At 33.5% G+C, this 23,980-nt stretch carries 23 protein-coding genes, 1 tRNA gene, 2 other RNA genes and 1 pseudogene; 13 read left to right on the top strand and 14 right to left on the bottom strand.

Annotated features, from left to right (window positions below; genetic code table 11):
- Positions 1–26 precede the first annotated feature (26 nt).
- The 6 genes from ACICPZ_RS01910 to ffs all read right to left on the bottom strand — a co-directional run bounded on the left by ACICPZ_RS01910 (position 27) and on the right by ffs (position 5,087).
- Positions 27–524, bottom strand: a complete 498-nt coding sequence (locus tag ACICPZ_RS01910) for an invasion associated locus B family protein (RefSeq protein ID WP_006279310.1) — start codon at positions 522–524, stop codon at positions 27–29.
- Positions 517–1,410, bottom strand: a complete 894-nt coding sequence (locus tag ACICPZ_RS01905) for an RNA polymerase factor sigma-32 (protein WP_010963019.1) — start codon at positions 1,408–1,410, stop codon at positions 517–519. Before ACICPZ_RS01905 ends, ACICPZ_RS01910 begins: the two co-directional genes overlap by 8 nt.
- A 318-nt stretch (positions 1,411–1,728) precedes the next feature.
- Positions 1,729–2,442, bottom strand: a complete 714-nt coding sequence (locus tag ACICPZ_RS01900) for a P44/Msp2 family outer membrane protein (protein WP_138264894.1) — start codon at positions 2,440–2,442, stop codon at positions 1,729–1,731.
- Between the two features lie 596 nt (positions 2,443–3,038).
- Entirely contained in the window at positions 3,039–3,371 is a 333-nt protein-coding gene (locus ACICPZ_RS01895) for a YbaB/EbfC family nucleoid-associated protein (RefSeq protein WP_010963017.1), read from the bottom strand.
- A gap of 3 nt (positions 3,372–3,374) precedes the next feature.
- Positions 3,375–4,976 (bottom strand): DNA polymerase III subunit gamma/tau, encoded by a 1,602-nt coding sequence (gene dnaX, locus ACICPZ_RS01890; protein WP_010963016.1) that lies wholly within the window; start codon positions 4,974–4,976, stop codon positions 3,375–3,377.
- A 21-nt stretch (positions 4,977–4,997) separates the two neighbouring features.
- Positions 4,998–5,087: signal recognition particle sRNA small type (gene ffs / locus ACICPZ_RS01885), an RNA gene on the bottom strand.
- A gap of 236 nt (positions 5,088–5,323) precedes the next feature.
- Between ffs and ACICPZ_RS01880 the strand changes: the two are divergent.
- Together ACICPZ_RS01880 and ACICPZ_RS01875 are read left to right on the top strand one after the other, a co-directional pair.
- Positions 5,324–5,440: pseudogene (locus ACICPZ_RS01880) on the top strand (WPE palindromic element domain-containing protein); the annotation flags it as partial.
- 107 nt (positions 5,441–5,547) lie between these two features.
- On the top strand, positions 5,548–6,201 hold the full coding sequence (locus tag ACICPZ_RS01875; RefSeq protein ID WP_010081992.1) for a glutathione S-transferase family protein: 654 nt from the start codon (positions 5,548–5,550) through the stop codon (positions 6,199–6,201).
- A gap of 1 nt (position 6,202) precedes the next feature.
- Here ACICPZ_RS01875 and ACICPZ_RS01870 read toward each other — a convergent pair whose 3' ends face one another.
- A complete protein-coding gene (locus tag ACICPZ_RS01870) occupies positions 6,203–6,850 on the bottom strand; it encodes an O-methyltransferase (RefSeq protein WP_010081993.1) in 648 nt (215 codons plus the stop codon).
- 250 nt (positions 6,851–7,100) lie between these two features.
- Here ACICPZ_RS01870 and ACICPZ_RS01865 point away from each other — a divergent pair, with 250 nt between their 5' ends.
- A complete protein-coding gene (locus ACICPZ_RS01865; protein WP_006279425.1) occupies positions 7,101–7,379 on the top strand; it encodes a DUF2671 domain-containing protein in 279 nt (92 codons plus the stop codon).
- 29 nt (positions 7,380–7,408) lie between these two features.
- On the opposite strand, the gene ACICPZ_RS01860 is transcribed toward ACICPZ_RS01865, so the two are convergent.
- The 3 genes from ACICPZ_RS01860 to ssrS form a co-directional block, all read right to left on the bottom strand.
- Positions 7,409–8,113, bottom strand: coding sequence for a DsbA family protein (locus ACICPZ_RS01860; RefSeq protein ID WP_038199341.1), 705 nt, complete (start codon positions 8,111–8,113; stop codon positions 7,409–7,411).
- Positions 8,114–8,167: 54 nt separating this feature from the next.
- On the bottom strand, positions 8,168–8,629 hold the full coding sequence (locus ACICPZ_RS01855) for a type II toxin-antitoxin system RatA family toxin (RefSeq protein ID WP_010963012.1): 462 nt from the start codon (positions 8,627–8,629) through the stop codon (positions 8,168–8,170).
- Between the two features lie 19 nt (positions 8,630–8,648).
- Positions 8,649–8,809, bottom strand: a non-coding RNA gene (gene ssrS / locus ACICPZ_RS01850) — 6S RNA.
- A gap of 116 nt (positions 8,810–8,925) precedes the next feature.
- Here ssrS and ACICPZ_RS01845 point away from each other — a divergent pair.
- Both ACICPZ_RS01845 and ACICPZ_RS01840 read left to right on the top strand, forming a co-directional pair.
- The gene (locus ACICPZ_RS01845; RefSeq protein ID WP_010963011.1) at positions 8,926–9,516 is read left to right on the top strand and encodes a phospholipid-binding protein MlaC; all 591 of its coding nucleotides are present in this window, start codon (positions 8,926–8,928) and stop codon (positions 9,514–9,516) included.
- Positions 9,513–10,802, top strand: a complete 1,290-nt coding sequence (locus ACICPZ_RS01840; RefSeq protein WP_022626401.1) for a bifunctional folylpolyglutamate synthase/dihydrofolate synthase — start codon at positions 9,513–9,515, stop codon at positions 10,800–10,802. Before ACICPZ_RS01845 ends, ACICPZ_RS01840 begins: the two co-directional genes overlap by 4 nt.
- Here ACICPZ_RS01840 and ACICPZ_RS01835 read toward each other — a convergent pair.
- Positions 10,770–11,675, bottom strand: a complete 906-nt coding sequence (locus ACICPZ_RS01835) for a J domain-containing protein (protein ID WP_264711446.1) — start codon at positions 11,673–11,675, stop codon at positions 10,770–10,772. The two genes, ACICPZ_RS01840 and ACICPZ_RS01835, sit on opposite strands and share 33 nt — an antisense overlap.
- A 41-nt stretch (positions 11,676–11,716) precedes the next feature.
- On the opposite strand from ACICPZ_RS01835, the gene ACICPZ_RS01830 reads away from it, so the two are divergent.
- The 7 genes from ACICPZ_RS01830 to plsY all read left to right on the top strand — a co-directional run bounded on the left by ACICPZ_RS01830 (position 11,717) and on the right by plsY (position 19,415).
- Positions 11,717–12,549 (top strand): IS5-like element ISWpi1 family transposase gene (locus tag ACICPZ_RS01830; protein WP_209472412.1). Its coding sequence is split into 2 segments (ribosomal slippage): positions 11,717–12,086 and positions 12,086–12,549, totalling 834 coding nucleotides; the frame shifts between segments, so codons are not numbered across the junction.
- A gap of 726 nt (positions 12,550–13,275) precedes the next feature.
- Entirely contained in the window at positions 13,276–14,343 is a 1,068-nt protein-coding gene (gene recA, locus ACICPZ_RS01825; protein ID WP_010963008.1) for a recombinase RecA, read from the top strand.
- 187 nt (positions 14,344–14,530) lie between these two features.
- On the top strand, positions 14,531–15,223 hold the full coding sequence (locus ACICPZ_RS01820; RefSeq protein WP_007548750.1) for a phosphatidylserine decarboxylase: 693 nt from the start codon (positions 14,531–14,533) through the stop codon (positions 15,221–15,223).
- Positions 15,220–15,990 (top strand): CDP-alcohol phosphatidyltransferase family protein, encoded by a 771-nt coding sequence (locus ACICPZ_RS01815; RefSeq protein WP_015589351.1) that lies wholly within the window; start codon positions 15,220–15,222, stop codon positions 15,988–15,990. Before ACICPZ_RS01820 ends, ACICPZ_RS01815 begins: the two co-directional genes overlap by 4 nt.
- Positions 15,991–16,012: 22 nt before the next feature.
- On the top strand, positions 16,013–17,356 hold the full coding sequence (locus tag ACICPZ_RS01810) for an alanine/glycine:cation symporter family protein (protein WP_038199325.1): 1,344 nt from the start codon (positions 16,013–16,015) through the stop codon (positions 17,354–17,356).
- A gap of 1 nt (position 17,357) precedes the next feature.
- Positions 17,358–18,824 (top strand): alanine/glycine:cation symporter family protein, encoded by a 1,467-nt coding sequence (locus ACICPZ_RS01805; protein WP_155969383.1) that lies wholly within the window; start codon positions 17,358–17,360, stop codon positions 18,822–18,824.
- A gap of 12 nt (positions 18,825–18,836) precedes the next feature.
- The gene (gene plsY, locus ACICPZ_RS01800; RefSeq protein WP_010963004.1) at positions 18,837–19,415 is read left to right on the top strand and encodes a glycerol-3-phosphate 1-O-acyltransferase PlsY; all 579 of its coding nucleotides are present in this window, start codon (positions 18,837–18,839) and stop codon (positions 19,413–19,415) included.
- On the opposite strand, the gene ACICPZ_RS01795 is transcribed toward plsY, so the two are convergent.
- From ACICPZ_RS01795 to ACICPZ_RS01785, 3 genes are all read right to left on the bottom strand, one after another.
- Entirely contained in the window at positions 19,406–21,283 is a 1,878-nt protein-coding gene (locus tag ACICPZ_RS01795) for a hypothetical protein (protein WP_138264899.1), read from the bottom strand. The two genes, plsY and ACICPZ_RS01795, sit on opposite strands and share 10 nt — an antisense overlap.
- Before the next feature lie 52 nt (positions 21,284–21,335).
- A complete protein-coding gene (locus ACICPZ_RS01790) occupies positions 21,336–22,247 on the bottom strand; it encodes a cation diffusion facilitator family transporter (RefSeq protein WP_083250476.1) in 912 nt (303 codons plus the stop codon).
- Between the two features lie 11 nt (positions 22,248–22,258).
- Positions 22,259–22,331: transfer RNA gene (locus tag ACICPZ_RS01785), tRNA-Val, on the bottom strand.
- A gap of 250 nt (positions 22,332–22,581) precedes the next feature.
- Here ACICPZ_RS01785 and ACICPZ_RS01780 point away from each other — a divergent pair.
- On the top strand, positions 22,582–23,874 hold the full coding sequence (locus ACICPZ_RS01780) for a collagenase (protein WP_264374091.1): 1,293 nt from the start codon (positions 22,582–22,584) through the stop codon (positions 23,872–23,874).
- Positions 23,875–23,980 lie beyond the last annotated feature (106 nt).

Genomic DNA, 23,980 nt, shown 5'->3' with positions numbered 1-23,980 from the left:
ATAGCTGGGTATTCTGTTACAATAATTTACTTTGTATGGCATAAATCATGCATTTTTTGATACGCTTTTTGAAAACCAAGTAGGGAATAAGTATCATCAATGGTCACTGTTTTTGTTTTTCCATTAACTACCATTGATAATCCCTGCTTCATTTTTAGAATGAGATCTTGATCTATTTTTGTATGCTCTGCCCACGCAAAACTTCCCTGTATTATGGGCAGTGTATATTTAATTTTTTTGTCGATATTGAGAGCTACAGGCTCCTTATCATACTGAAAACCAGAGGTAACGCTTACCTCATCTGCTTTTTTATCAACATAACTAACCATTACATACGGCTTGCGATTGGTTGTATAATATTCGCTTTTTTTTTTAGGATAGGATACAATATAACATACTTTCTCTCCATCTTCCAATGCAGTATACACGAGCCAATCTTTATATTTTTCCTTCAATTGTACATCACTAACCGATGCAAAAGCGCCTATCGAAAAAAATATTAGAAATATAAAAAAACTACGCATGCAAACCAAATTTCAAACTTTCAGATTGTATATATTGTTTTACCTTAGCCATCGCCTGCTCAGCCAACTGCCTTATTCTTTCTCTTGAAACACAATATTTTTTACTAAGTTCATCCAGAGTTTGAATGTTTTCAGACAAATATCTACTGATAAAAATGTCTCTTGCCCTTTCGTTGAGACTCGCTAGTGCATTGTTTAAAATTGTTTCTTTTAATTCTTTTTCTTCATGATTCTGATAGGTTACTTCTTGACTGACCAAGTTACATGGGATCATATCTTGCAACTCCCTTTTAGAGTCATCACCTATTTTTATGCAATCGTTTAGCGACTGATCCTTACAAGCCATACGGTAATTCATCTGCAGAACGTCTCCTTCGGATACAGAAAGCTCATTAGATATTGCTTTTATTTCTTCATTATTTAAAGTTTCCCTGTTTGTATACTGTAAAATTCTTTTTTTTATTTTACGTAAACTAAAAAACAATCTTCTTTGTGCTTGCGTTGTGCCTATTTTCACAAACGACCAAGATTTCAATATAAAGTCTTTTATTGAAGCTTCAATCCACCACACTGCATAAGTTGAAAAACGAAACCCTAAATCAGGATTAAACTTTTTCACTGCGTGCATTAAACCCATATTTCCTTCCATAACCAGGTCCATCAACAATAGCCCATAATTTTTGAATTTCATTGCAATTTTCACTACCAAATTCAAATGGCTGGTAATCAATTTATGAGCAGAAGAAACATCCTTATATTGGTTCCAATTTTTTGCTAATCGTACCTCTTCCTCTTGAGACAGCATAGGAAATTTTTGCACCCTAGCAATATATTGCATGAGATTGGTTCTGCTATCGACACATAAGTTTGCCATTGAGGTCAACATAACAACTTAAATCAAAACTTCATGCATATAATATATTGATTTTCCAGCAAAAATTCAAGCTTTGATTTGAAAAAAGTACAAATTTTCCATCTAATTTCTTGGAGACAGTAGGCCGCAGTGTTAGCTAATTGGATAACATTATGTAACCTTAGATGATATTCTACCAGTACAATGGTAAACGTTATAGCTTAAACACATAGCAAATAGTGTTATTCCAGTGCCTTGACACTGGAATCCACATTTCTTTTTTCTAGATCCCAGTGTCATGCCACTTAGATGGCAAGAAAAAACTCACTGGGATAACAAGACTGAGATAGACTAGAAATTAAACGCTACTCCAGCTTCTGCACCAACAGTGCTGTAAAGAACTTTGTATGCGCCTGCATCAGTAACCTGTCTGGTTGAATCTTTAGGATCTGTTTTTTTTCCATCAAAATTAGCACCATAAGAACCGAAATAACGAGCTCCAGCATAAAGTTTGACTTCTGGAGTTACATCATAACTAACACCAGCTTTTACTTGACCAGCAAAACCAAATTTACTTTTTTGATCATTCACAGCGGGTTCCAAAGGAGTGCTAATATACGCTGCACCAACACCAACACCAATGTATGGAGTGATAGGCATATCTTCAATTGCTATATCGTAATACACGTTCACTAATCCTGAAATTGCTGTTACACTGTCTGCAATAGTATTTGCTGGGTCAAATGTTACATCTTTAACATCATTTTTGTTTAGGTATGAATAAACTCCTTCAACATCAACCCTGATGTCGTCCATTTTGTAACCAAATGCACCACCACCAGCTATAAAAGATGGTTTTAATGGACTGTAATCACTCTTGTCTTTCTTATAGGTAATACCATCAACTTTTGTGAAAAGAGGTAAAAATTCACCGTTGTATTGCAAACGAACGTAGTAGCTAGTTTCTTCATCACTTATTGGACCAACAGGATCTGAAAAAGCAGAGTTTGATAAACTTAGCAACGTTGCTAAAGCGGCTGCTGAAAAAAACTTTTTATAATGCATAATTGTCCTCGTAAAAAAATTAAAATTCCACTTTAGCAGTCTAAGTAACAACTAAAGTTAAGTCAAGTGCTAACTTAATAACACAAAATATTCTACATTTTAACTAATTTTTAGGAGAAGACAAAGATTTTATTAATGAATAAATACGACTTTTTTACTCTTGATTTTTTGGTATAGCTAACACAGGTAAGATTTACTATCGAAAGACCTCGTCATTCCGCTGCTTGTTAGCGGATGAGAAATCCACAACTGTACGAACATTGCAATTTGGGCCTACCAGGAGGGCAATGCCTCTTATCCAAGTACCATCTTCTTGTCATCCCAGTCTGGGATCCAGGAATTTTATTAAGTTGGTAAGCATAAAAGTAGCCGTTTTATGTTAAAACACAATGTTCTTGATGAGATTACGGCAAGGCTGGATCCAGACTGGAATGACATCGTTTACTATGTGCCATATTGCAATGTTTGTACAGTTGTGGAATGAATCACGGTATGACGTAGGGCTATGCTAGTATAGGTACATTATATGAAGAAGTACTAGCGTTGGGAATATTAGAAAAAAAATACTTACACTAAAAGAAACTTCAGTAGTAAATTCAAAAAGGAAGTTTAAACCCAGATGGTAAACCCATCATACCTGCAAGATCAGAAGTTGCATTCGCCATATCTTCTTCTGCTTTTTTAACGGCATCATTAAACGCTGCTGTTACTAAATCCTCTACTATATCTTTTTCCTCATTTCTCATAAGTTCTAAGTCTATGTTCACCTTTTTAGCTTTATAGCTACCTATTTTTATGACTTCCACTAATACAGAAACTTTGCCACCACCAGAAATACCTTGAAACTCTTTTCCAACATATTTTTCTTGAGCTTCTGCAAGCTTTTTTTGCATCTCTTGCGCTTGTTTCATTATTTGACTAAAATCCACAACTTACTCCTTATTTTCTATATTAACTACTTTTGCACCTTTAAACGTGTCAAGGATATCCTTAACTGCAGGTGCATAATTTAAATTACTCACTTCCCTGTTTATATAACCTGTATCAACTGCAACAACCCACTCTTGCTGAGTCACCTGGTTTAAGTAATTTTTTAAATCATTGCAAAAATTACTATCCAACTTAGATACAGCTTTTAATTTTAAATATCCAGGTTTACAATCTATTAATTGTAGATTATTACACAGTTGTTTGTAAAGATAAATTTGGTTACTTCGCCTTAATAGTTGCAAAATCTTATCAAAATCGTAATTTTGTTGTTTATTTTCCACATGGATCCCAGTGTCACGCACTGGGATGACAGAGTGGGGTTGTTGTTTACTTTCCACATATTTTTTTGGATCCGAGTAGTCAGCTACTTGGATGACAGAGGGGGAAGGTGCAACAGGTCTGCCCTGTCTATTTCCTTGCTCTACATTCTGCGAAAGAACTTTTTTGATCACCTGTTCCGGAGAAGGCAGATCAGAAAGATAACAGAGGCTAATTAACATCATTTCAGCAGCAACATCGTTGCATGTTGAAGTTTTTATATCTTGAATACCTTTAAGCAACATCTTCCACAATCTCGAAAAAAATATTAAAGATCTCTTTATACTTAAATCTTTTATCCTATTCTTTTCATGCTCTGTAACTGCATTATCAATCTCTTTTGTAATCAAAAAACGGCATACTAACTGAATTGTTTGCAATAGACCTTCAAAAATACTAAGTGGGTTTGCTGTTTTTACCGCCTTGTCAAACACTGATAGAGCTTTCTGTAAATCACCTTCTAATATTGCCCCTAATAGATCGAATATAATATCTTTATCCACTAGGCCAAGTATGTCTGTCACATTTTTAGTGGATATTGCACCATCTTTGCTATATAGCACTGCTTGATTCATCAAAAACAAGGCGTTACGCATTGAATTTCCAGAGTGTCGTGCAATTAATTCTAATGCTCCCTTTTCAATGGAATAACTCTCTTTTTGTGCAACATCATTTAAACGTTCCACTATTTTAGCTACAGGAATGTTGTGTAAATCAAATCTTTGACAACGTGCAATAATAGTTATTGGTATCTTTTTTATTTCCGTAGTTGCTAAAATGAACTTTACACTAGATGGTGGCTCTTCTAGGGTTTTAAGTAATGCGTTAAATGCACTGCTAGATAGCATGTGTACTTCATCTATAATGTAGACTTTGAATTTAGAGCTTATAGGTGAATAGCAAATATCTCCCAGGATTACTTTAATATCGTCAATGCTAGTGTGACTTGCTGCATCGATTTCAATTACATCTGGATGGCTTGAATTTTTTATTGCTAGACAATTTTCACATGATCCGCAAGGTTCAAAAATTGGCCCCAGGGAACAATTCAAACATAAAGCTATTATCCTTGCAGTGGTGGTTTTACCAACTCCACTACTACCAGAGAGCAGTATAGATTGTGGGATTTTGTTTAAAATAAAAGCATTTTCTAATACACGCACTAATATATCTTGACCTACTAGATCTTTGAAGCTACTAGGACGATGTTTTAATGCTATATTCATAGCCTCGGATAAAACAAATAATGAAATAGGTATGCAACCCAAAAAGGTTCTGATATGGCTGCTTCATTTCTGATCTGACCAAATTACAGAGTTTTTGCCTGCATACCTTATAAAATATTATACTTTTTTTTTTATTTAGCAAGGTATATCCTATATTAGCTCTATAATTTGATATGTTAAATTTTTTACAGTGCTATTTTGAAGTAAACAAAAAGTTAGTTGTCATGCAAGTCACTACAAGATTGTCACTCCAATGTTTATTTATGTCATTTCAGCGCTTATTTATGTCATCCCAGTGCCTAGGCATACAGCTGTATGAATGTTGTGATATAAGAGCAATTTTTACCGAAAAGGATGTCATCCCAGTGCTTGACTACTTGGATCCAGAAAACTTAACTGTAAATGAGCGCACTAGGCAATTGTATAACAAGAACTGGATTCCAGTGTCAGCTACTTGCATGACACTACCTGCTACGCAAACTTCTGTGGACTACAAAGAAAGTTCGTACAGTTGTAGGTCAAGCCATAGAGTAACAAAAAAAGGATATTGGTATAACAAAAGAGGAACATTATGATTTTATATCATTTTCCTCTTTGTCCATTTTCACGAAAAGTTAGAGCTTTTCTAAAAGAAAAAAAATTAGGCTGTGATCTAGTGTATGAAAATCCGTGGGAAAAGCGGAATGAATTTATGGAGATCAATCCAACCGGGCAAGTACCAGTGTTAATAGATAATAACTTTGTAATAGCGGATAGTAATGCCATTTGTGAATATATAGAAGAGACTTACAATAGCGACGTCAAATTACTTGGTTCATCCACTATTATTAAGTCTAAAATACGCGCTCTAATCAATTGGTTCGATAACAAATTTTACAATGAAGTTACTAAGTATATTATGAATGAAAAAGTAATTACTAACCGCAGCCCTGACTCTAGATTTCTTCATGCAGCTCAGCATAACCTGCCTTGCCATATGGAATACACCGAACACTTAATTAACAAGAACGTTTGGCTTGCAACTGATAAGTTCACTTTAGCTGATATTACTTTAGCATCGCATATTTCCGTAATGGATTATGTAAGTAGTTTTCCATGGGAAAAAAGTAAAATTTTAAAAGAATGGTACTCCATTGTTAAATCAAAGCCTTGTTTTCGTGAGATATTATTAGAGAGGATTTCTGGTTTAATCCCTCCTAAACATTATGCTGACCTTGATTTTTAACTTATGTTAGCTTTAAAGCTACAGTCATTCCTTCATCAGTTGGAATCAATATAGAGAAATATTTTTTTTCATCTGATAATCTATTATTAAACTCCCTCATGGCATGCCATGATTTTTCTGATACTTCTTTTGGAGGCGATTCTAAAAATACTGTGTTAAACAGTAGAGTGTTATCTGCAACGATTAGCCCATCTTGTTTAATGTATGACTCTGCCCAATCTAAATACTTAGGATAACTACTTTTGTCAGCATCAATAAATATCATGTCAAATGGTGCTTTTGCTGATAATTCATTAATTTTTTCCAGTGCATCGCCTTCTATTAGAGTAATTTTATCACTTAGATTAAAAGCACTAAAATTTTTTTTTGCTATTCTTGAGTGTTGAGGATTATTTTCTATTGTATATATATGACCGTCTTTTAGTAGAGCTTTTGCCATGCAAATCGACGAGTAACCGTATAACGTGCCAATCTCAACAATACTTTTGATTTTTTGGATTTTTATAAATAAACTTAATAGCTTTCCTTCTTCAGGGCCAATTTGAATATGTTGCTTTTTTTCAAGAATACAATATTCTTCTATTTTTTTATATTCTTTTGCAAATAGATTTCTTATGTATGACAATTTTATACTAAAATTATTACGCATATATTATAAATTAGGGAGACTTAATTCATACACAATTTATAAATATAATAATATAGTTTAAAATAATAAAAACATTTATTTTAAGTTATTATTTCATAGTATAAAATTTTAAGTGACAAAAATTATTATATATCGTACTATAGTTAACTAGTATAATAAACAGTCGATTATTATGCTAGAATTAAAGGGATTGTTTATGCGCATTTCTCTTTTTAAAATATAATTTTTATAATCAATTAGAGGGGGTTATATGTCTTATACTATTGCTGGTGAAGTTGAAACGTTAAACAAAAAATCTAACAAGAATGAAGGGGTTATGTTACTACATAATCCAGCTTATCGTGAAAAGTATAAAGAACGTTTTGATGAAGCTCAGAGAAAAGTTATGGATATGGTTCAGTTTTATGATGGGACAATAGTATTAATAGAGAATAAAATCGCTATGTATTACTACACTTGGCACAGTAAAAAAAGAGAGTTTGAGCGTAAAAAACAACAAACAGTAGTGAAAAACAATGACTCAGCATAGAGTCTTTTATATGGTAAGCTACAGTGGTATTACTTCACTATAGCTTTTCCATATAATTTATCTATCACATTAGTGAAATATTTCAGCTCTTTATACCCTCCATGTTTAACTTTATTATGCTCTATATATGATTTATCATCGTTAAGCTTGATGAAAAATATTGGAGTGGCTGTGATACCAAGTTTATTAATTGCCAGTGATTTATCATTTACGATTTTATCCATTATTTTCTTATCATTAATGCATTGGTTAAATGCATCTTGCTTTAAGTTGCTTAGTGCAGCAATTCTTTGTAGTAAAGTCAAATCACTTAAATTGTAGTAATTCCACGAATCTATTGAGTTAAAAACAGCTTTGTTAAAATTAAAGTAGTCTTCTTGTTTTTCGTAGCAATGACTTAGCATTGCAGCCTTTAGCCCTCTGTAATCCAAAGGAAAATGACGAAATATATATAACATCTTACCTGTGTCTATATATTTCTCTTTAATTTTAGGAAAAACATTCCTATGAAAAAGAGAGCAGTGATAACAAGTTAATGAAGCATATTCTATCATTAGAATTGGTGCTTTTGGATCTCCTAATAATTTATCATTAGGTAATGGCGATAATAGCTCATTTGATGTTATTTCATTGGGTTTTTTTTGAATGTATTGGTTATCGGATAAATCTTGCTTAACAACTGCATAAGAATTAACACTTATGAAAATTAATAAAAACAATAGTCTAAAAATCATTACAATATAAACACTTAACTTACTAAAAAAAATTATACATTTATATTAATAATGTCAAGATAACTTTTGTTTAGCAAGGCTTTCAGCCCTATCTTTAAATGCAGCAATTATTTTACTTTGTGTATACTTATATACTGAGTTTAATAAAGTGGAAAATGAGTTGGACTTAAACTTAAACTCTATATAAAACTTTACCATAGTTTTATTTTCATCTATGGGAATGAATTGCCATTCATTGTATAGATGTTTAAATATTCCATTTGATGATACAGCTTTTATCCAACCTTCATTTGTTCCACTTGGAGAAAGAGAAGTAACTTCTGATGTATATCTACCTTTAATTCCATGAAAAGCTGCGAGGAGATCCACAACCATTTGGTTGTTAATTTTTTCTTTTATATAAACGGCTTTGCACCAAGGAACAAAATCAGGATACCTTTCAACATCAATTACAATTTGGAATACTTCATTAGGCAAACATAGGAAAACACCCTGTTCTTTGTATTGATGAAGCATAAATGTTAAACCAATCAAAATAGGATCCGTATCTACCGTCAGCCTTAGTAGATTCCTGAGACTAAAGTTAAGGTGGGCATCGCGTATCAATTTCAACGAAATTAACAGAGGCAATTCCCTTGACTAGAAATTATCGCTCGGGAAATTTAACTTAACTCATAACGCATAGAACAGACCCTTAATTAATTGTAGATGATTTATACAAGGTGTGTCTATAGATATATTAAAGCTAGCGATTATTATTTAATCTTTATTAAACTTTGCATTCTAAGTATCATAGCTAATAAATATATCTTATGAACATTACTAAAGTTTTAACTATCATTGTTTTTATTGTAATTTCTTCAAGTGCTTACACTAATTGTACAGATCACAAAATTTTTGTGCATACTATGAAGCAACAAGTGGATGGTATATCTACAAAGGAGAATAAAAAAAACCGGGAATGTGTGCAAAAAAAGCTTCAGGAGGTCATTCAAAACAATGTTAACCTCAAAGGAATATCGCAATTCGTCATAGGAAAACATTGGGCTTTAGTTAAACAAAAAGAAAAAGAAGATTTTTTAAGAGAGTATGAAGTGTATCTTACGCGTTTGTGCGTTAAAATTTTATATAAATACATGCATGATAGTGAAATGATCATAATGAGTACAAAAGCAGTTGACGATGAAACTTGCTTAATTGGTACAAGATTTTCTTACGGTGATGAAGAATTTACAAATATTGATTTTAAAGTTACTAAAAATAACAGTTCTTTCTTGATAAGTGATGTTGTAATGAGTGGAATAAGTATTGCTATTAATCAACGTTATCAATTTAGTGAAAAAATCGACACGCATGGCATAGCAAGCGTTATAGCTGAATTAAAATGCAATAACAATCCATGATATATATGCCTCATTGGCCTAAGCCACTTGGTAGCAGGCCGAATGATTTTTCTCTTGATCGCATAAAAGGCTTTCTTAGCAAACTAGATAACCCCGAGAAAAAAGTGCCTCCCGTAATTCATATAGCTGGAACTAATGGGAAAGGCTCAACACTAGCATTTATAAGATATATAATGCAAGCAGCAGGGTATAAGGTACACGCATACACTTCTCCACATTTAGTGAGTTTTAATGAGAGGATAGTGATAGCCGGCAGCTATATCGACGATAATGAATTATATAGCTTATTAGAAGAATGTCGTGCAGTAATTGCAGAACAACCTATCACTCTGTTTGAAGCTGCAACTATTGCAGCTTTTTTAGCTTTTTCTCGTCATAAAGCCGATATAACTTTAGTTGAAGTGGGTATGGGTGGAAGGCTTGATGCAACAAATGTTATAGATAATCCGATTTTAACAATAATTACTTCCATTGCACTTGATCATACGGAATATCTTGGCCCTACTGTAGAAATTATAGCAGGTGAAAAGGCTGGAATAATGAAACCTAATGTTCCTTGCGTAATAGCACCGCAAGAAAAATCTATAGTGAACACGCTAGAACACCACGCAATAAATAAGAAATCTCCCTTGTATAGAGGAGGTCTTGAATGGAATTGCAAAAAAAAGAACAACAAAATGGTTTTTCAATCAGCTATTCAATCAATAGAATTTCCTTTGCCATCTTTAAAGGGTGATCATCAGGTGATTAATGCAGGCAATGCTATTGCAGCATGTAGTATTTTAAGTGGAAAGTATGAATTTGATATTGGAGAAGAGGATATCACTTCAGGTTTACAGTGCACTTATTGGCCTGCACGGCTAGAGTCTATAAAAGAAGGTAATTTAATTTTCCTACTACCGAAAGATTGGCAATTATTTTTAGATGGTGCACACAATAATGATGGTGCTAGAGTACTATCTCAGTGGGTAAAAGATAATTTTGCTGAAGGTATTTATATGGTTTTTGGTGTTACTAGTAACAGAAATGTGGAAGAGTTCTTAGAGCACTTAAAGCCATATATCAAGCTACTATGTGCGGTTTGTGTTAAGTCTGAACCTAAAGCAACAAATACAAATTTGATTAGGGAAAAAGCCAATAACATAGGAATAAAAGCAGTTGAATGTGAATCAATTGGCGATGCAATATCAAATCACATATTAAAAGCCTCTACCCAAAACGTCAAAACCATACTAATCTGTGGCTCATTGTTCCTAGCTAGAGACTTCGCTATGGAGAATAGCTAACTTTGATGATATTAACTGACCGATGGGGAAATAACTTTGATTGCTCATAGTACTGCTTGGCTTTTCGTTATCGACTTCTATAAACTGATCATCACCTTTAAATTGCTCCTCAATTGAATTTATAGCTGTCTTTTTGAGAATATAATTACTTGCAGCATTTAAAATAGGTGAAGTAACAATTAAAAGCGTGAATGGTAATGAAAGTAATAAGCCGGATAACATCATAGAGTTAGTTATACCAAAGCCGTTGGCAACTAAATCTAATCCCATACCGAAAAACATTAAAGATGTACAGATTGTGTTGCTCAAAATAACTGAATTTTTTAGCCACTTTAATTTAGTCCTATCACTCTTTGAAAAATTTTCGCATTCTTGGTCAAAGTTAAACAATAATAAAATATTAGTCTGATGATTAAACTCTTTCCCATTTCTAGTATAAATGCTCTTAACAGCTAGATTTAAAATAGATCCTGCTAACAAGGGAGCAAGAAAACCTACTGCTATTGGTACATTAGAAGAAATACCATTAATTATTAAAAATGCAATTGATGTGAAGGATACTAAAAGAACTCCTAAGAGATTTGAATAAGAAGAATATTTTACATAAGCAGTTACATTATTGTTAATTGACTGCTGCTTATTATAGAGTTTATTTCTGCACTTATCATCTAAGTATTTTTGCAATTCTTCATAACTGCGACTCCACAACTTACCGCGTAATTCTTTTATTAAATTATTTCTTTTATTGAGACCTTTCTCCAATGGCTCTATTATAAATTCTTCAAAAAATGGCTTATTTAATGCAATAACCTTAAATTTCTCCTCCGCTTCTTTATTGTTTGGGTTTTTATCTGAGAGGTTGTCCGGAAACAAGTAAAAGGCTATAATATCTGAAATTTTAGTACGGGGTAAAGATGAGAAAAAAGTATCCAACAGATCTAAGCGAAAGGGAATGGGCAAGAATAGAAAAACACTTCAGAGTATCATACAAGAAAGGAGGAAGGCCGCCAAAGTATAGCAAAAAAGAAATATTAGAAGCAATTTTCTATGTATTGCGTACAGGGTGTCAATGGCGGTATTTACCAAATGATTTTCCGCTATGGAAGACTGTGTATGAGCAGTTCAGGCAATGGAAGAAGCAGGGAATTTTTGAGAAAATGAATTATGAAATTACAAAATATAGTAGAAGAAAAATAGGAAGGAATGAGCAGCCGAGTGCCTGTATAGTAGATAGTCAATCTGTAAAGACTACAGAAAAGGGGGGATCAAAGGCTATGATGGAAGTAAAAAAGTAAAGGGTAGAAAAAGGCATATAATTACAGACACTCAGGGTTTTATACTAGGTTGTTACGTAGGCGCTGCTAACGAAAATGATAGAGATGGTATTAAAATAGCATTAAACAATATGAGAACAAAATATACTAAAGTTAAAAAAATGTGGGCTGACATGGGATACCAAGGAAGAAATTTAAAGAATCACATAAAGGAAGAATATGACATAGATATTGAAATTGTTAAAAGGCCTCCATGTAGATTTTGGGTGCACAAAGATACGCCACCTGAGCTACTACCAACAAGAGAACAAGGGTTTAAAGTACAGCCAAGAAGATGGGTTGTAGAAAGGACTTTTGCTTGGGTTAATAGGAATAGAAGGCTATCGAAGGAGTATGATTTACTCACAACATCCACTGAGAATTTCATATACCTAGCTATGAGTAGGGTTATGTTAAAGAGGGAATATGCTTGAATTTACTAGTTTCCGGACAACCTCTGAGTGATATTTTAACGATAATTTACGGTATTGTTGACTAAGCTTTTTCTTAATATTCTTAATGTCAGAATTTACCACATCCTCCTTTTGAATATTAAATGTTAAAAACAACTGCTTTAAAGCGTGGTACTCATTTTCATTCAAAACATTTCTAGCCACATTACACCTACAAATTAACTAACTATTAATGTTCTATAATATACATATTTCCAAACTATGTCAATTATTTCATAAATATCTTTGGTAAAAATTATTTCTGTTATGACTAGCATGATAAGTGTATGAAGCGACTAAAATTGTCATTACAGCGCTTAGTGTACGACAGTGCTCCAACATTTAGGGTTGCAGTTTTCATGGCAGATCTGAGTAGCTGACCCATCTAAGAGGTGTCATTCAAGTAGCTGACACTGGAATGGCTTTGTTGCATCGCACCTTATACGGTAGTAATTTACAATAAATTCATGTAGCCATTTCGAATTTAGTCATTTCAGTGTTGGCTACTTGGATGACACCACCTGCTATGCTGCAAATTGCAACGTTCGTACACTAAAGTATAGTGTGTTACTAACGAAGGCAAACAAATATCTGCTTTATGAAAACGTTAATATTTTTCATTGAAATAATACATAAATACTAGAAAAACCTTGGCAGGTTATTCGCGTTTGATTATCATAGAGAATTATATAAATTAATAAATGATCTATGGCAAGTAACCCAGAAGAAAGAAATAGTGATAAACAAAAAGCGCTAGATAACGCAATAAGCCAGATTGAAAAAGCATTCGGTAAAGGTGCAATAATGAAGTTGAAGCAAAACCCTGTAGAAAAAATAGACACAATATCCACAGGATCAATTGCGCTTGATTCGGCTCTAGGTGTTGGAGGTCTGCCAAAAGGGCGTATAATTGAAATATTTGGCCCCGAGAGTTCTGGTAAAACCACTCTTGCCTTGCACGTGATTGCTGAAGCACAAAAAAAAGGAGGATCATGCGCATTTATCGATGCAGAACATGCATTGGATGTCTTATATGCTCGTAAACTTGGGGTAAGCACTGATGATTTAGTGATTTCACAACCAGACACTGGAGAGCAGGCGTTGCATATTGTTGAGTATTTAGTGTGTTCTGGTGCGGTTGATGTGATAGTTATTGACTCTGTCGCAGCATTAACTCCAAGAGCTGAAATTGAAGGTGATATGGGTGATCAACATATGGGGCTGCAAGCAAGGCTTCTAAGTCATGGGCTACGGAAACTAACCTCTGCCGTTTCAAAAGCGAACTGTATATTGATATTTATTAATCAAATTCGTATGAAAATAGGAGTAGTGTATGGAAATCCTGAAACTACCACGGGTGGAAATGCATTAAAATTCTATACTTCTGTAAGGCTTGATATAAGAAAAGTTGGTGTAATAAAAGACAAAGAAAATATTACAGGTAATGAAACAAGAGTTAAAGTTGTAAAAAATAAAGTTGCTCCTCCATTTAGAGAAGCGAAATTTGATATAATGTACAATGAAGGTATATCAAAACTCGGAGAAATAATAGATATGGGAGCAAAGCTTGGTGTGCTTGAAAAAGCAGGCGCTTACTATTCATATAACAACACACGTCTTGGGCAAGGAAGAGAGAATGTAAAAACTTACCTAAAAACAAACAAAGAAGTCGCAAATGAAATAGAAACGAAAATCAGAGATTTACTCAGAAATCATGATAATTCTATCATAATAGACGAGGATAGTGAGCAACTTTTAGAAGAATCAGTTTTCTGATCTAAACTTAGGCATTAGATTTTGTGTTGGACGGGTTGTTACAGTATGACGGTAATTCTATGTGCTAATATAACAATCTGTAATGTTACCTTGTATCAAAAAGACTTTGCTGAAGCAGTTAAAAAAAGCTTTTCATGAGAAATTATAAATGATAAATTGTTAACAATAGGTTATTGTTAATAAGATTATGTGTTTTGGTTTACCTAATATAAACAGGGAAGGTTATTCATTTATAGTAGTTTCCTTTATAGTAACGTGTATAGCATTCTCTATATCTTGGGGGTTTGGCGTTACGTGCTTGTTTCCGACATTATTGTGTACTTATTTCTTTCGTGATCCAGCAAGAGCTGTGCCAAACAATAAGAATCTTATATTAAGTCCTGCTGATGGTGTGATTTCAAAAATTGAAGAAGTTAATTATCCTTTATCAGCAGAAAACGGAGAGGAGAAGAAGTTTACGCTTGTTAGCATATTTTTAAGTGTTTTGAACGTCCATGTGAACCGTATACCAATATCTGGTACGATAAAGGAAATGAGTTATAAAAAAGGCAAGTTTGTATCCGCAATGAGCAATAGGTCTAGTAATGAAAATGAAAAGCAGGTTATTGTAATTGAATACGAAAAGGGGAAAGAAATTATTGTGGAGCAAATAGCTGGATTAATTGCACGTCGTATCGTTTGTAATTTAGGAATATCCCAGAACGTAAAAGCAGGTGAAAGGTTTGGAATTATAAGGTTTGGCAGTAGAGTGAATATCTATGTTCCTGCTGATACAGAAGTCAGAGTTTCAGAAGGGCAAACTGTTATTGGTGGTGAAACAATTATAGCAAACTTAAATAAGGAAAACGTTCAAGAGAAGCTTACTTTTGACGTTATATGAATAACGATGGAAGTAACAGTAGATTCTTACCTATTACTAAATTATTCCCAAACTTTATAACTTTATTGGGTTTATGTTCTGGTCTCACTTCACTTAAATTTACATTTAATGAACAATGGGAATTCTCAGTAATTTTTATCATCATTGCAGCAATAATAGATGGAATGGATGGCAGAATAGCTAGAATTCTAAAATCAACTAGCGATTTTGGAGCCCAGCTTGATTCTTTTGCAGATTTTCTAAATTTTGGTGCAGCGCCTGCATTTCTTTTGTATTTTTGGAAGCTAAACGAAATCAAAGTCATAGGTTGGATTTTAGTAATGATATACGTAATCTGCATATCAATAAGACTTGCAAGATTTAATGTTTCGCTACACTCAGAACAACCATACTGGGAAAAATTTTTCTTTTCTGGTGTTCCAGCTCCAGTGTGTGCTTTACTTTCTTTGTTACCAATAATTATTACCTTTCAATCTCATGAGAGTGAATACTTACTTCTCATAGAGCGATTTTTTAACACAAGAAACGTAGCTTGTTACTTTCTGGCCATTTCATTTTTTTCGATAAGTCACATTCCAACTTTCTCTGCAAAATATATTTATATTCCCAAAAGCCTATCCTATATATTTGTGTCATTTTTTGGAGTACTTATTGTATTTTTCATCAGTAAGCCCTGGATGACTCTACCAATTTTAGGTATAGTGTATACACTTACTATTCCAATAAGCATCGGGTTTTACATATATTTTACATATAAAACTCGTTAGCTAACAAAAAATAGAAAACTGCATGATTTTGAAGATAAGTGAACTATTAAATTCATTTCTGTATATAAAGATATTCAACATTCCATTTATAATTATTTGGGTAATTGCAACTGGAATCTTTTGTACTGCCCAGTTCAAATTCATTAACTTTAGGTTACTTAAATATGGAATACAGACGCTATTCAATCTAAAGTGTAATAACAGCAACAATGGCATAATCACTCATATTCAAGCGTTTGCAACAGTAATTTCAGGAACAGTTGGTCTTGGAACAATATCAGGAGTTGCAATAGCTATCACAATAGGGGGCCCAAGTGCAGTTTTTTGGATGGTAATTACCGGAATACTTGGTATGTCGATAAAGTTTGCCGAGGTGGTGCTTGCATTTACTTATCGCTCTGAAAATACAACTGGCGGGGCTTTTTATTACATGAAGTACGGGCTTGCAAAAATTGGATTTGCAAAAACTGGTAGATTTCTTGCCTTCACTTATGCGATTATGCTACTTATTGCAATGATTTTGGGCGGTATACCATTTCAAGCAAATCAAATAGCAGCACTATCAAATAACCTCCTAGAATACAACGCATCCATTATTATATCCCTGCTTGTCTTTATTGTAATATTGGGAGGAATAAAGCGCATTGCTTTCGTTTCAACGAGCTTAGCACCAATTATGATAGTGCTATATGTGGGTATGTGTATATATTTAATTTATGTAAACGGAAGTAATTTGCTGAATGCTCTATCCATAATATTCCAAGATATCTTCAATAAATCAGCTATAGGAAGCGGAGTATTGAGCGGATTAATAGCCGGAGTGAGAAGATCAGTGTTTGCTAACGAAGCAGGTACCGGAACAGCAGCTATAGCACATTCAGCTGTAAAAGAAGAAGATCCAATTAAAGTTGGGTGCGTTGCAATGATTGCACCACTTATAGACACAATATTAATCTCATTTTTGACTGGTATTGTGATAATTATCACTGGTATGCATAGCACTGATAACGTGGGTGATATTACACTAATTAGTTCGATATTTTCAACAGCTTTGCCCTTGTTCAGCAAGTTAGTTTTTCCGCTAATGATGTTTTCCTTTGCATTTTCCACAATAATAGCTTATTGTTACTACTGTGAAGTTGCTTTGCTGTATTTATTTGGTAGTAAAAAAATACTGATACCGTTCCAAATTCTTATAGTGGTTTCAGTGTATATCAGCTGTATGTCAAAGAATATAGAATTTATATCTTATCTAGGTGACAGTTTGTTTATGTGCCTTATGATTCCAAATGCTGTTGCAATATATCTACTAAGAAGGGAAGTTTTGAATACAATAGATTCTTATTACAATTCTAAAGGGTATTAACATGATTTATAGATTGCTTTGTATGGTGTTATTTTGCCTATTGTTTAATGATGTGTACGCTGCTTCAGGTTTTTACGAAAGTTATGACGCTGTGTTGAATGGAATAAATAACTTCATGAATGAAGTACTGTTTTTCAAGATCCTTTACGTGCCATTTATAATCCTTCTACTAGTTTTTGGTTATGTGTTTCTAACATTACGTTTTGGATTTCTCAACATAAGAATGTTTAAGCATGCGTTTGCTATTTTATGTGGAAAATATGACACGAATCACCATGATGGTCATATTACGCATTTTCAGGCATTTATGACTGCACTTTCAAGCACAGTAGGCCTTGGAACTGTTGCTGGAGTCGCAATTGCAGTTTCAATGGGTGGACCAGGAGCGGTGCCTTGGATGATGATTACAGGTTTTTTTGGTATGTCAGCAAAATTTGCTGAGGTAACGTTGGCGTTTAGACATAGAACAGAAGATCAGGACCAATTGTTTAGTGGTCCCTTTCAGTATATAAGGAATGGTCTGGAGGAATTTGGATTTAAAAAACTTGGTATTGTGCTGGCTGCCATGTATGCAGTATTCTTTGTATTATCAGGTCTTGGTGGAAGTGTAGCGTTTCAAACCAACCAAATGGTTTCAATATTATCTGGCTATTCAAGTTGGGTAGATGGTCACTCTTGGTTTCTTTCTTCCATAATTTCTGCGCTGCTTGCTCTAGTGATTATTGGCGGAATTAAAAGGATAGCTAGAGTATCTTCTGCACTAGTGCCTATTATGTCACTTATATATATCTTTAGTTGTATTATTATTATTGCATTTAATATTCATAACCTTGGTTATACGTTGAAAATATTATTTTCCACTATGATAGATTTCAATGCTGTTGGCGGAGGGATGGTAGGAGCATTTGTTGCTGGAATTCAAAGGGCAATCTTTGCCAGCGAAGCAGGTGTTGGTTCTGCTTCAATTACTCATGCAACAACTAAAGATGAAGAACCAGTAAGAACTGGACTAGTCGCTATGATAGAACCATGCTTTGACACAATGTTAATTTGCTGTTTAACAGGAATAACAATAGTAATAACAGGTGCATACCAAACAGGTGTTGGTGAGGGAATATTAATTACTCACAAAGCATTTGAGACAGTTTCTCCATGGTTTCCTATCCTTCTAACAGTAGCTGCTCCTTTGTTTGCATTTTCTTCAGTAATTTCGTTTGTATATTGTTGTGAAATGGGGTGGCTATATTTATTCGGTGCAAAAAGTATAGTGATATACCGCATAGCGGTAATAATTGTGGCGTTTTTCTCTGGTCTTTCTAAAGATATAATGGCTATTGCCAATATCGGTGGAACTTTATTCTCTTGTTTAGCTCTCATCAACATGACAGCGCTTATACTGTTTAGTAATCAGATTAACGATGAAGTTCAGTGCTACCTAAAAAGGCTGAGGAATAATAAAATTAATTAGGTTCTTGGTATAATGGAAAAGTATGTAGTCCTTATACTGTCCTACATACTCGGTTCAATACCGTTTAGCTTAATCATTACAAGAATAAAAGGGATAAACTTAAGAGAAGTAGGTTCAGGAAACATTGGTGCTACAAACGTTGCAAGGACGGGAAATAAATTTCTTGCTGCTTTGGCATTATTTCTGGATTCCTTTAAGGGATTTATTGCCGTTTATATAGCACAACAATTTTGTGATAATAACGATTTTTATATATATGTATCTGCAATTTTAGCAGTTTTAGGACACATGTTTCCTATTTGGCTAAAATTCAGTGGAGGAAAGGGCGTTGCAACCACTCTAGGGATACTGATAGCATTTAACATCGATATTACTTTAGTATTCGTAATAATTTGGATAATAGTCTTTCTTGCCTTTAGATACTCTTCCCTTGCTTCACTCAGTGCTACTTCAACGGCTGTAGCATGGTCCTTTTTTTTTCAGAGGAATTTGTTCTTAACATTACTAATTATAGGAGCACTGGTCTTCCTAAAACACCACAGAAATATTGTGAATCTTCTGCAAGGTAAAGAGTATAAATTTTATAGATAATGTACTGCCAAATTATTGACACTTAAACTACGAGACAAATTGCTTGACGGTATGATTTTGTCCTCTTTGTTTAAGTCTATGATTTTTGCTTTTGTTATATTCTCTACTTCTTGAGGTGTTAAAAGACCATCTTCAATGAATTCCTTTTTTGTTTCTCTTATTTTTTCATAAAGTTGAGTAACGTGATCTTTATTTCCTTCATATACACTTTCAATTTCTAACTCTAGCTTATGTGAAGCTCCTTTTTTTAACATTTCATCCATTGCTGCTTTTGTTACTTTTAACCTTTCTTGCAAAATTTTCTTTATTTTTTCCTTATCATTTTCGTTATTTTTACTGAGTTCTACATATACCCTATAACATCTTTTTTCTCTTGGGAGCATTCTTAACCCATCTAACATGCTAATTATCTGACCTTCAATAGTCTTCTCAGCCTTTAATTTAAATTCTGCTACTTCTTCTTCTATTATCTTATTAGCTATTCTCTTAGCTCCATCCAAAGATGAATCCTTGAGAGAAAAATCTGTCTCGAGTAGATCTCGATTTAATAGCTCTAAGAATACTTTTTTTCCGATGTTTTCGAGTAAACTTTCTTGGTCATCTAAATCATGCTCCTGCAGTTTATTTCTCATGTGCTGAACCAGCTCACAACATTGTAATTTATTTAACTTTATAGAGCTAATATTTTTCATTAACGTCAGCACAATTTGTTCACTATATTGAGAAGTAATACTCAATAATTTTCTCATTAAAGGAATACTTACTTCTGAAATAAAATCATCAACTATTTTTTGACTTTCATCGTCTTCATAACCATTTTGAACGTCATACCAAGCCTTAAGAATTTCTTTATTGTTTTTCTTGTTTTTTAACCTGTCTAACATAAACTCACGTGCTTTATTTTGTGCTTCTGAGAGCAACATTTCCCTTGGGGGAGTAAATCTAATTTCTGGATCAGGATGAATACCCTCTAGCGTGCTTAACATTCTATAGATAATACCGGTGAAGCAAGTGTTAGGAATTCGCTCTTTTCTAGAGAAAGTTTGGCTATCAATTAAATTAGAAATCAATGCATCCTTTTTACTCTTAACGGCTTCTCCGTCTCCATCATTGCAAGCCCTTAAAACTAAAAGCAGAACCTGCCCACCTGTAAAGCCGGAGCTATGCTTTTGATCATCTTTGCAAAAGTCATCTAAAAATGCAATTACTCTTCCTTTATCCTCATCACTAAACTCATATGAATTGTTTATATATCCAATGAATTGAATATATTCATCATTTTTGATTACGTCTTCAGGTACTTGTTCACTATACTTACCTTTTAATTTATCAATATTTTTAATGATATCATCATTTAATTGATGGGGCAGTAAATGTTCAAGCTTAACATCAAAACTATTAACCATACCACGTAAATTCTCTTTTATACCTTCCAAAAAGAAATTTATAGAAGCTTTAAGCAGCGTAAATGGGTTAAAATCTTTTGGCCTTAGTTCACTCTGCAATAAAATTAATAGCATTGTAAGTGGTATAGTTCCCAGTAACGAAATAAGCAAGAAAGTGGTAGTGAAAGTTAGATATGTTATGAAAGCAGAAAACAAGAGGAAGGCTGCTACCTTGATTGTATTGTTTTTAAAAAATATTTCCCAATATTCCCTTTTGCTCATTTTTTGCTGTTTTGCCGTTTTTATTTCTTTGTAGATATAAAGAGTTTTAATTTCAGACCTGAAGAACATAGTACCAAGAGAAAAAAGAACATTAACAGGATTAGTGATAATGCTTAACGAGACAAAAGCTCCAAAGTAGCTAACAAATTTTAGCTTACTAGAATCCTTTGAAGGAAATTGTATTTGAGAAATACCTATCATAGCTTACCTTCAACATCATTACACTCTAGTAATAGCATAATAATTTAAAACGTCAATGTTTAAGTATCTTATTATCCGCACACTCATCGTATTCGATCTCGACTGTAGAGTGTGCTATCTCGAACTTATCTAGCAATATTTTTTTTATTTCATATAAAACATTGGTGTGCTGCACATTTTGCTTTATTTTAGCATGCATGGTAATTATAAAATAATTATCAGACAGCGACCATGTATGTATGTGGTGCACATCTATCACTTCAGGTAATTCTGATGTGATCTTACTTTTTATCTCTTCAGCAGATATACCCTCAGGCGTACCTTCAAGGAGTATATGGCAAGAATTTTTGAGAATTTTATAGCCGCTATTTAGAATTATCACACTAACAAATACTGATAAGATTGGATCTACTATTTGCCATCCAGTAAGCATGATAATTATAGATGCAAGTATAGCAGCTACAGAACCTAAAATATCTCCTATAACGTGTAGTACAGCACTTTTTATGTTTATATTGCTCTCGCATTTACTATGTAATATAAAAAAGACTATTATGTTAGAGACAAGACCGAGTGTAGCAATTATTAACATTACTTTCCACTCAACATTGACTGGAAAAATAAACCTCTTTATTGACTCAATTATAATGATTACTGCAATGAGGAATAGAGTTAAACCATTAACAAATGCTGCAATTATCTGCAACCGATGATATCCGTATGATCTCTGCAAATCGGATTTCTTAGCTGAAAACCTATGTGCTAACCAGCTTAAAACCAAGGCAAAGAGGTCAGTGAGCATATGCCCTGCATCTGATAATAGAGCAAGCGAATGTGAAATTATTCCACCTACTATTTCCATAAACATTGTTATCGCAACTATTATTATGGAATAGATTAAGCGCTTGGACTGCGCTGCTGAGTGTTTACCGTTATGCACTGCTGTCATATAAAATCTTTTCATAAACAAAAACGTGGGTAACACTGGGTTCGAACCAGCGACCGCTTGCACGTCAAGCAAGTGCTCTACCAACTGAGCTAATTACCCATCGTGGTTTTAGTATAGTGCTTTGGTGGAATGAAAGTCAATAAACCACTTTGCTTTTGTCCTTGTCCAATGTGATTCCGGAATATAGCTGTATAGAATTTCAGCCATATTCTAAATTTTACATATTAAGTTAACTATCTATACTTTATTTATTAAGATATAAATTATATTAATACAGGGATTTACGTTTTTTTTAGGGAAATTACTTTATGCTTGATATTGAAAGATCAGCAAATTAGAGGTTAAAATTATGACAATTAGTCAACAAGTAAATAAAAATATAACTAAAGCAGAATATTTCAACAATAACGGCAAAGGGTTTAATTCGCCACATGTTATAGAAGTTGAAGATTTAAATATTAAAGTAGAGGTTTATTCTCACAATTTAAGAGCAAGTAAAGTTGCTAACATTGAAAGTGAGATAAGAGAAACAGCTACTAATTTTAAAAACGCATTCGAGTTAGAACGCGGCAGTTCAGAACAAACATTTAAAATTTACATGTTTGATGACAAGGATGATTACACTCACCTTGGCGGAAGCGAGCGTTTCGGTTCTTACCTTGGAGACGAAGGTGGTAAATGTTACTACAAAGGGAAAGCTGACGTTTTTGCTGAAATGTACGTCTACCAGCAAGGTGGCATTCATAACCTTCAGCATGAATTTGCACATGGTTTAACTTACTTGGCTACAGGAGGCAAATCTTTACCTACAGTATTAATGGAAGGAATTGCAGACTACTTTGAGCATCATTCAGATCATAAATTCAATTCTCAAGGATCAAGTATCGACAAAACTGAAGCTGCAAATTTGGATTTAGATAAAATTTTAAGTTTAGAATACTCAAAGGACAGCGAAGCAAATAGCTTGGTTTATAAAACAGGTCATGCGTTGATAATGTACTTACAGGAAAAAGATCCTAGTTTATTAAGAGACTACCTAGATGCTTTACGTCAAGGTAACTCAGATGAGTCAAAAAGTTTCTTGAAAGACATAAAAGGACACGATACTGACTTCAAAAGTTGGCTTGCTGAGAATGATACAGAAACTGCAATGGAACATCTCAACGCTTTGCAAGTTACAAAAGGAGATTTCATAGCAATTGGTCAAGAAATAGTGGGTGGAGAAATTAAAAACGTATCCTACTATAAAGCAAATATAGAAAAAATGGATGGAGAAAACGTTGGAAGTTTTTCTCCTGTAGAACACGTTGCATTTTATGATGTTGCTCGTGCTATAAATAGGGCAACAAATGATACACTTGATATATCAAAGGAATATCATTTCCTCAAGGTAGTAAAAACTTCCGATGGACAGGATAAACTAACTTACTCTGACCAACAAGGTAATGAATATCGAAACAGTCAAGAGTATAAAAATCAGGCTTTAAGGATATTATCAAAATATGATACAGAAATTAAGAATCAGGTAGATGAATTTGATAATTTGAATAAAGAACGTGGTGAAATGTATCAAAAATATCATAAAGGAGAGATTACTATTGAAGAGTTACGTAATGAGGAAAATACAGACCAGCATTTTTAAAGTTTGATCAACTAAAAAACAAAGCTGTTGATAAGATTGAAAATAATTCCCAAGCAGCAAAAATATTAGATGGGCTGGTCAATATCGATCCAAACTTAATCAGAGG

Origin of the sequence: Wolbachia endosymbiont (group A) of Melitta haemorrhoidalis, from assembly GCF_964273365.1 — a bacterium.
In the GTDB taxonomy this organism is placed as follows: Bacteria; Pseudomonadota; Alphaproteobacteria; order Rickettsiales; family Anaplasmataceae; genus Wolbachia; species Wolbachia pipientis.
The sequence above is the reverse complement of the archived record's forward strand: the minus strand, read 5'-3'. Positions and strand labels throughout refer to the sequence as shown.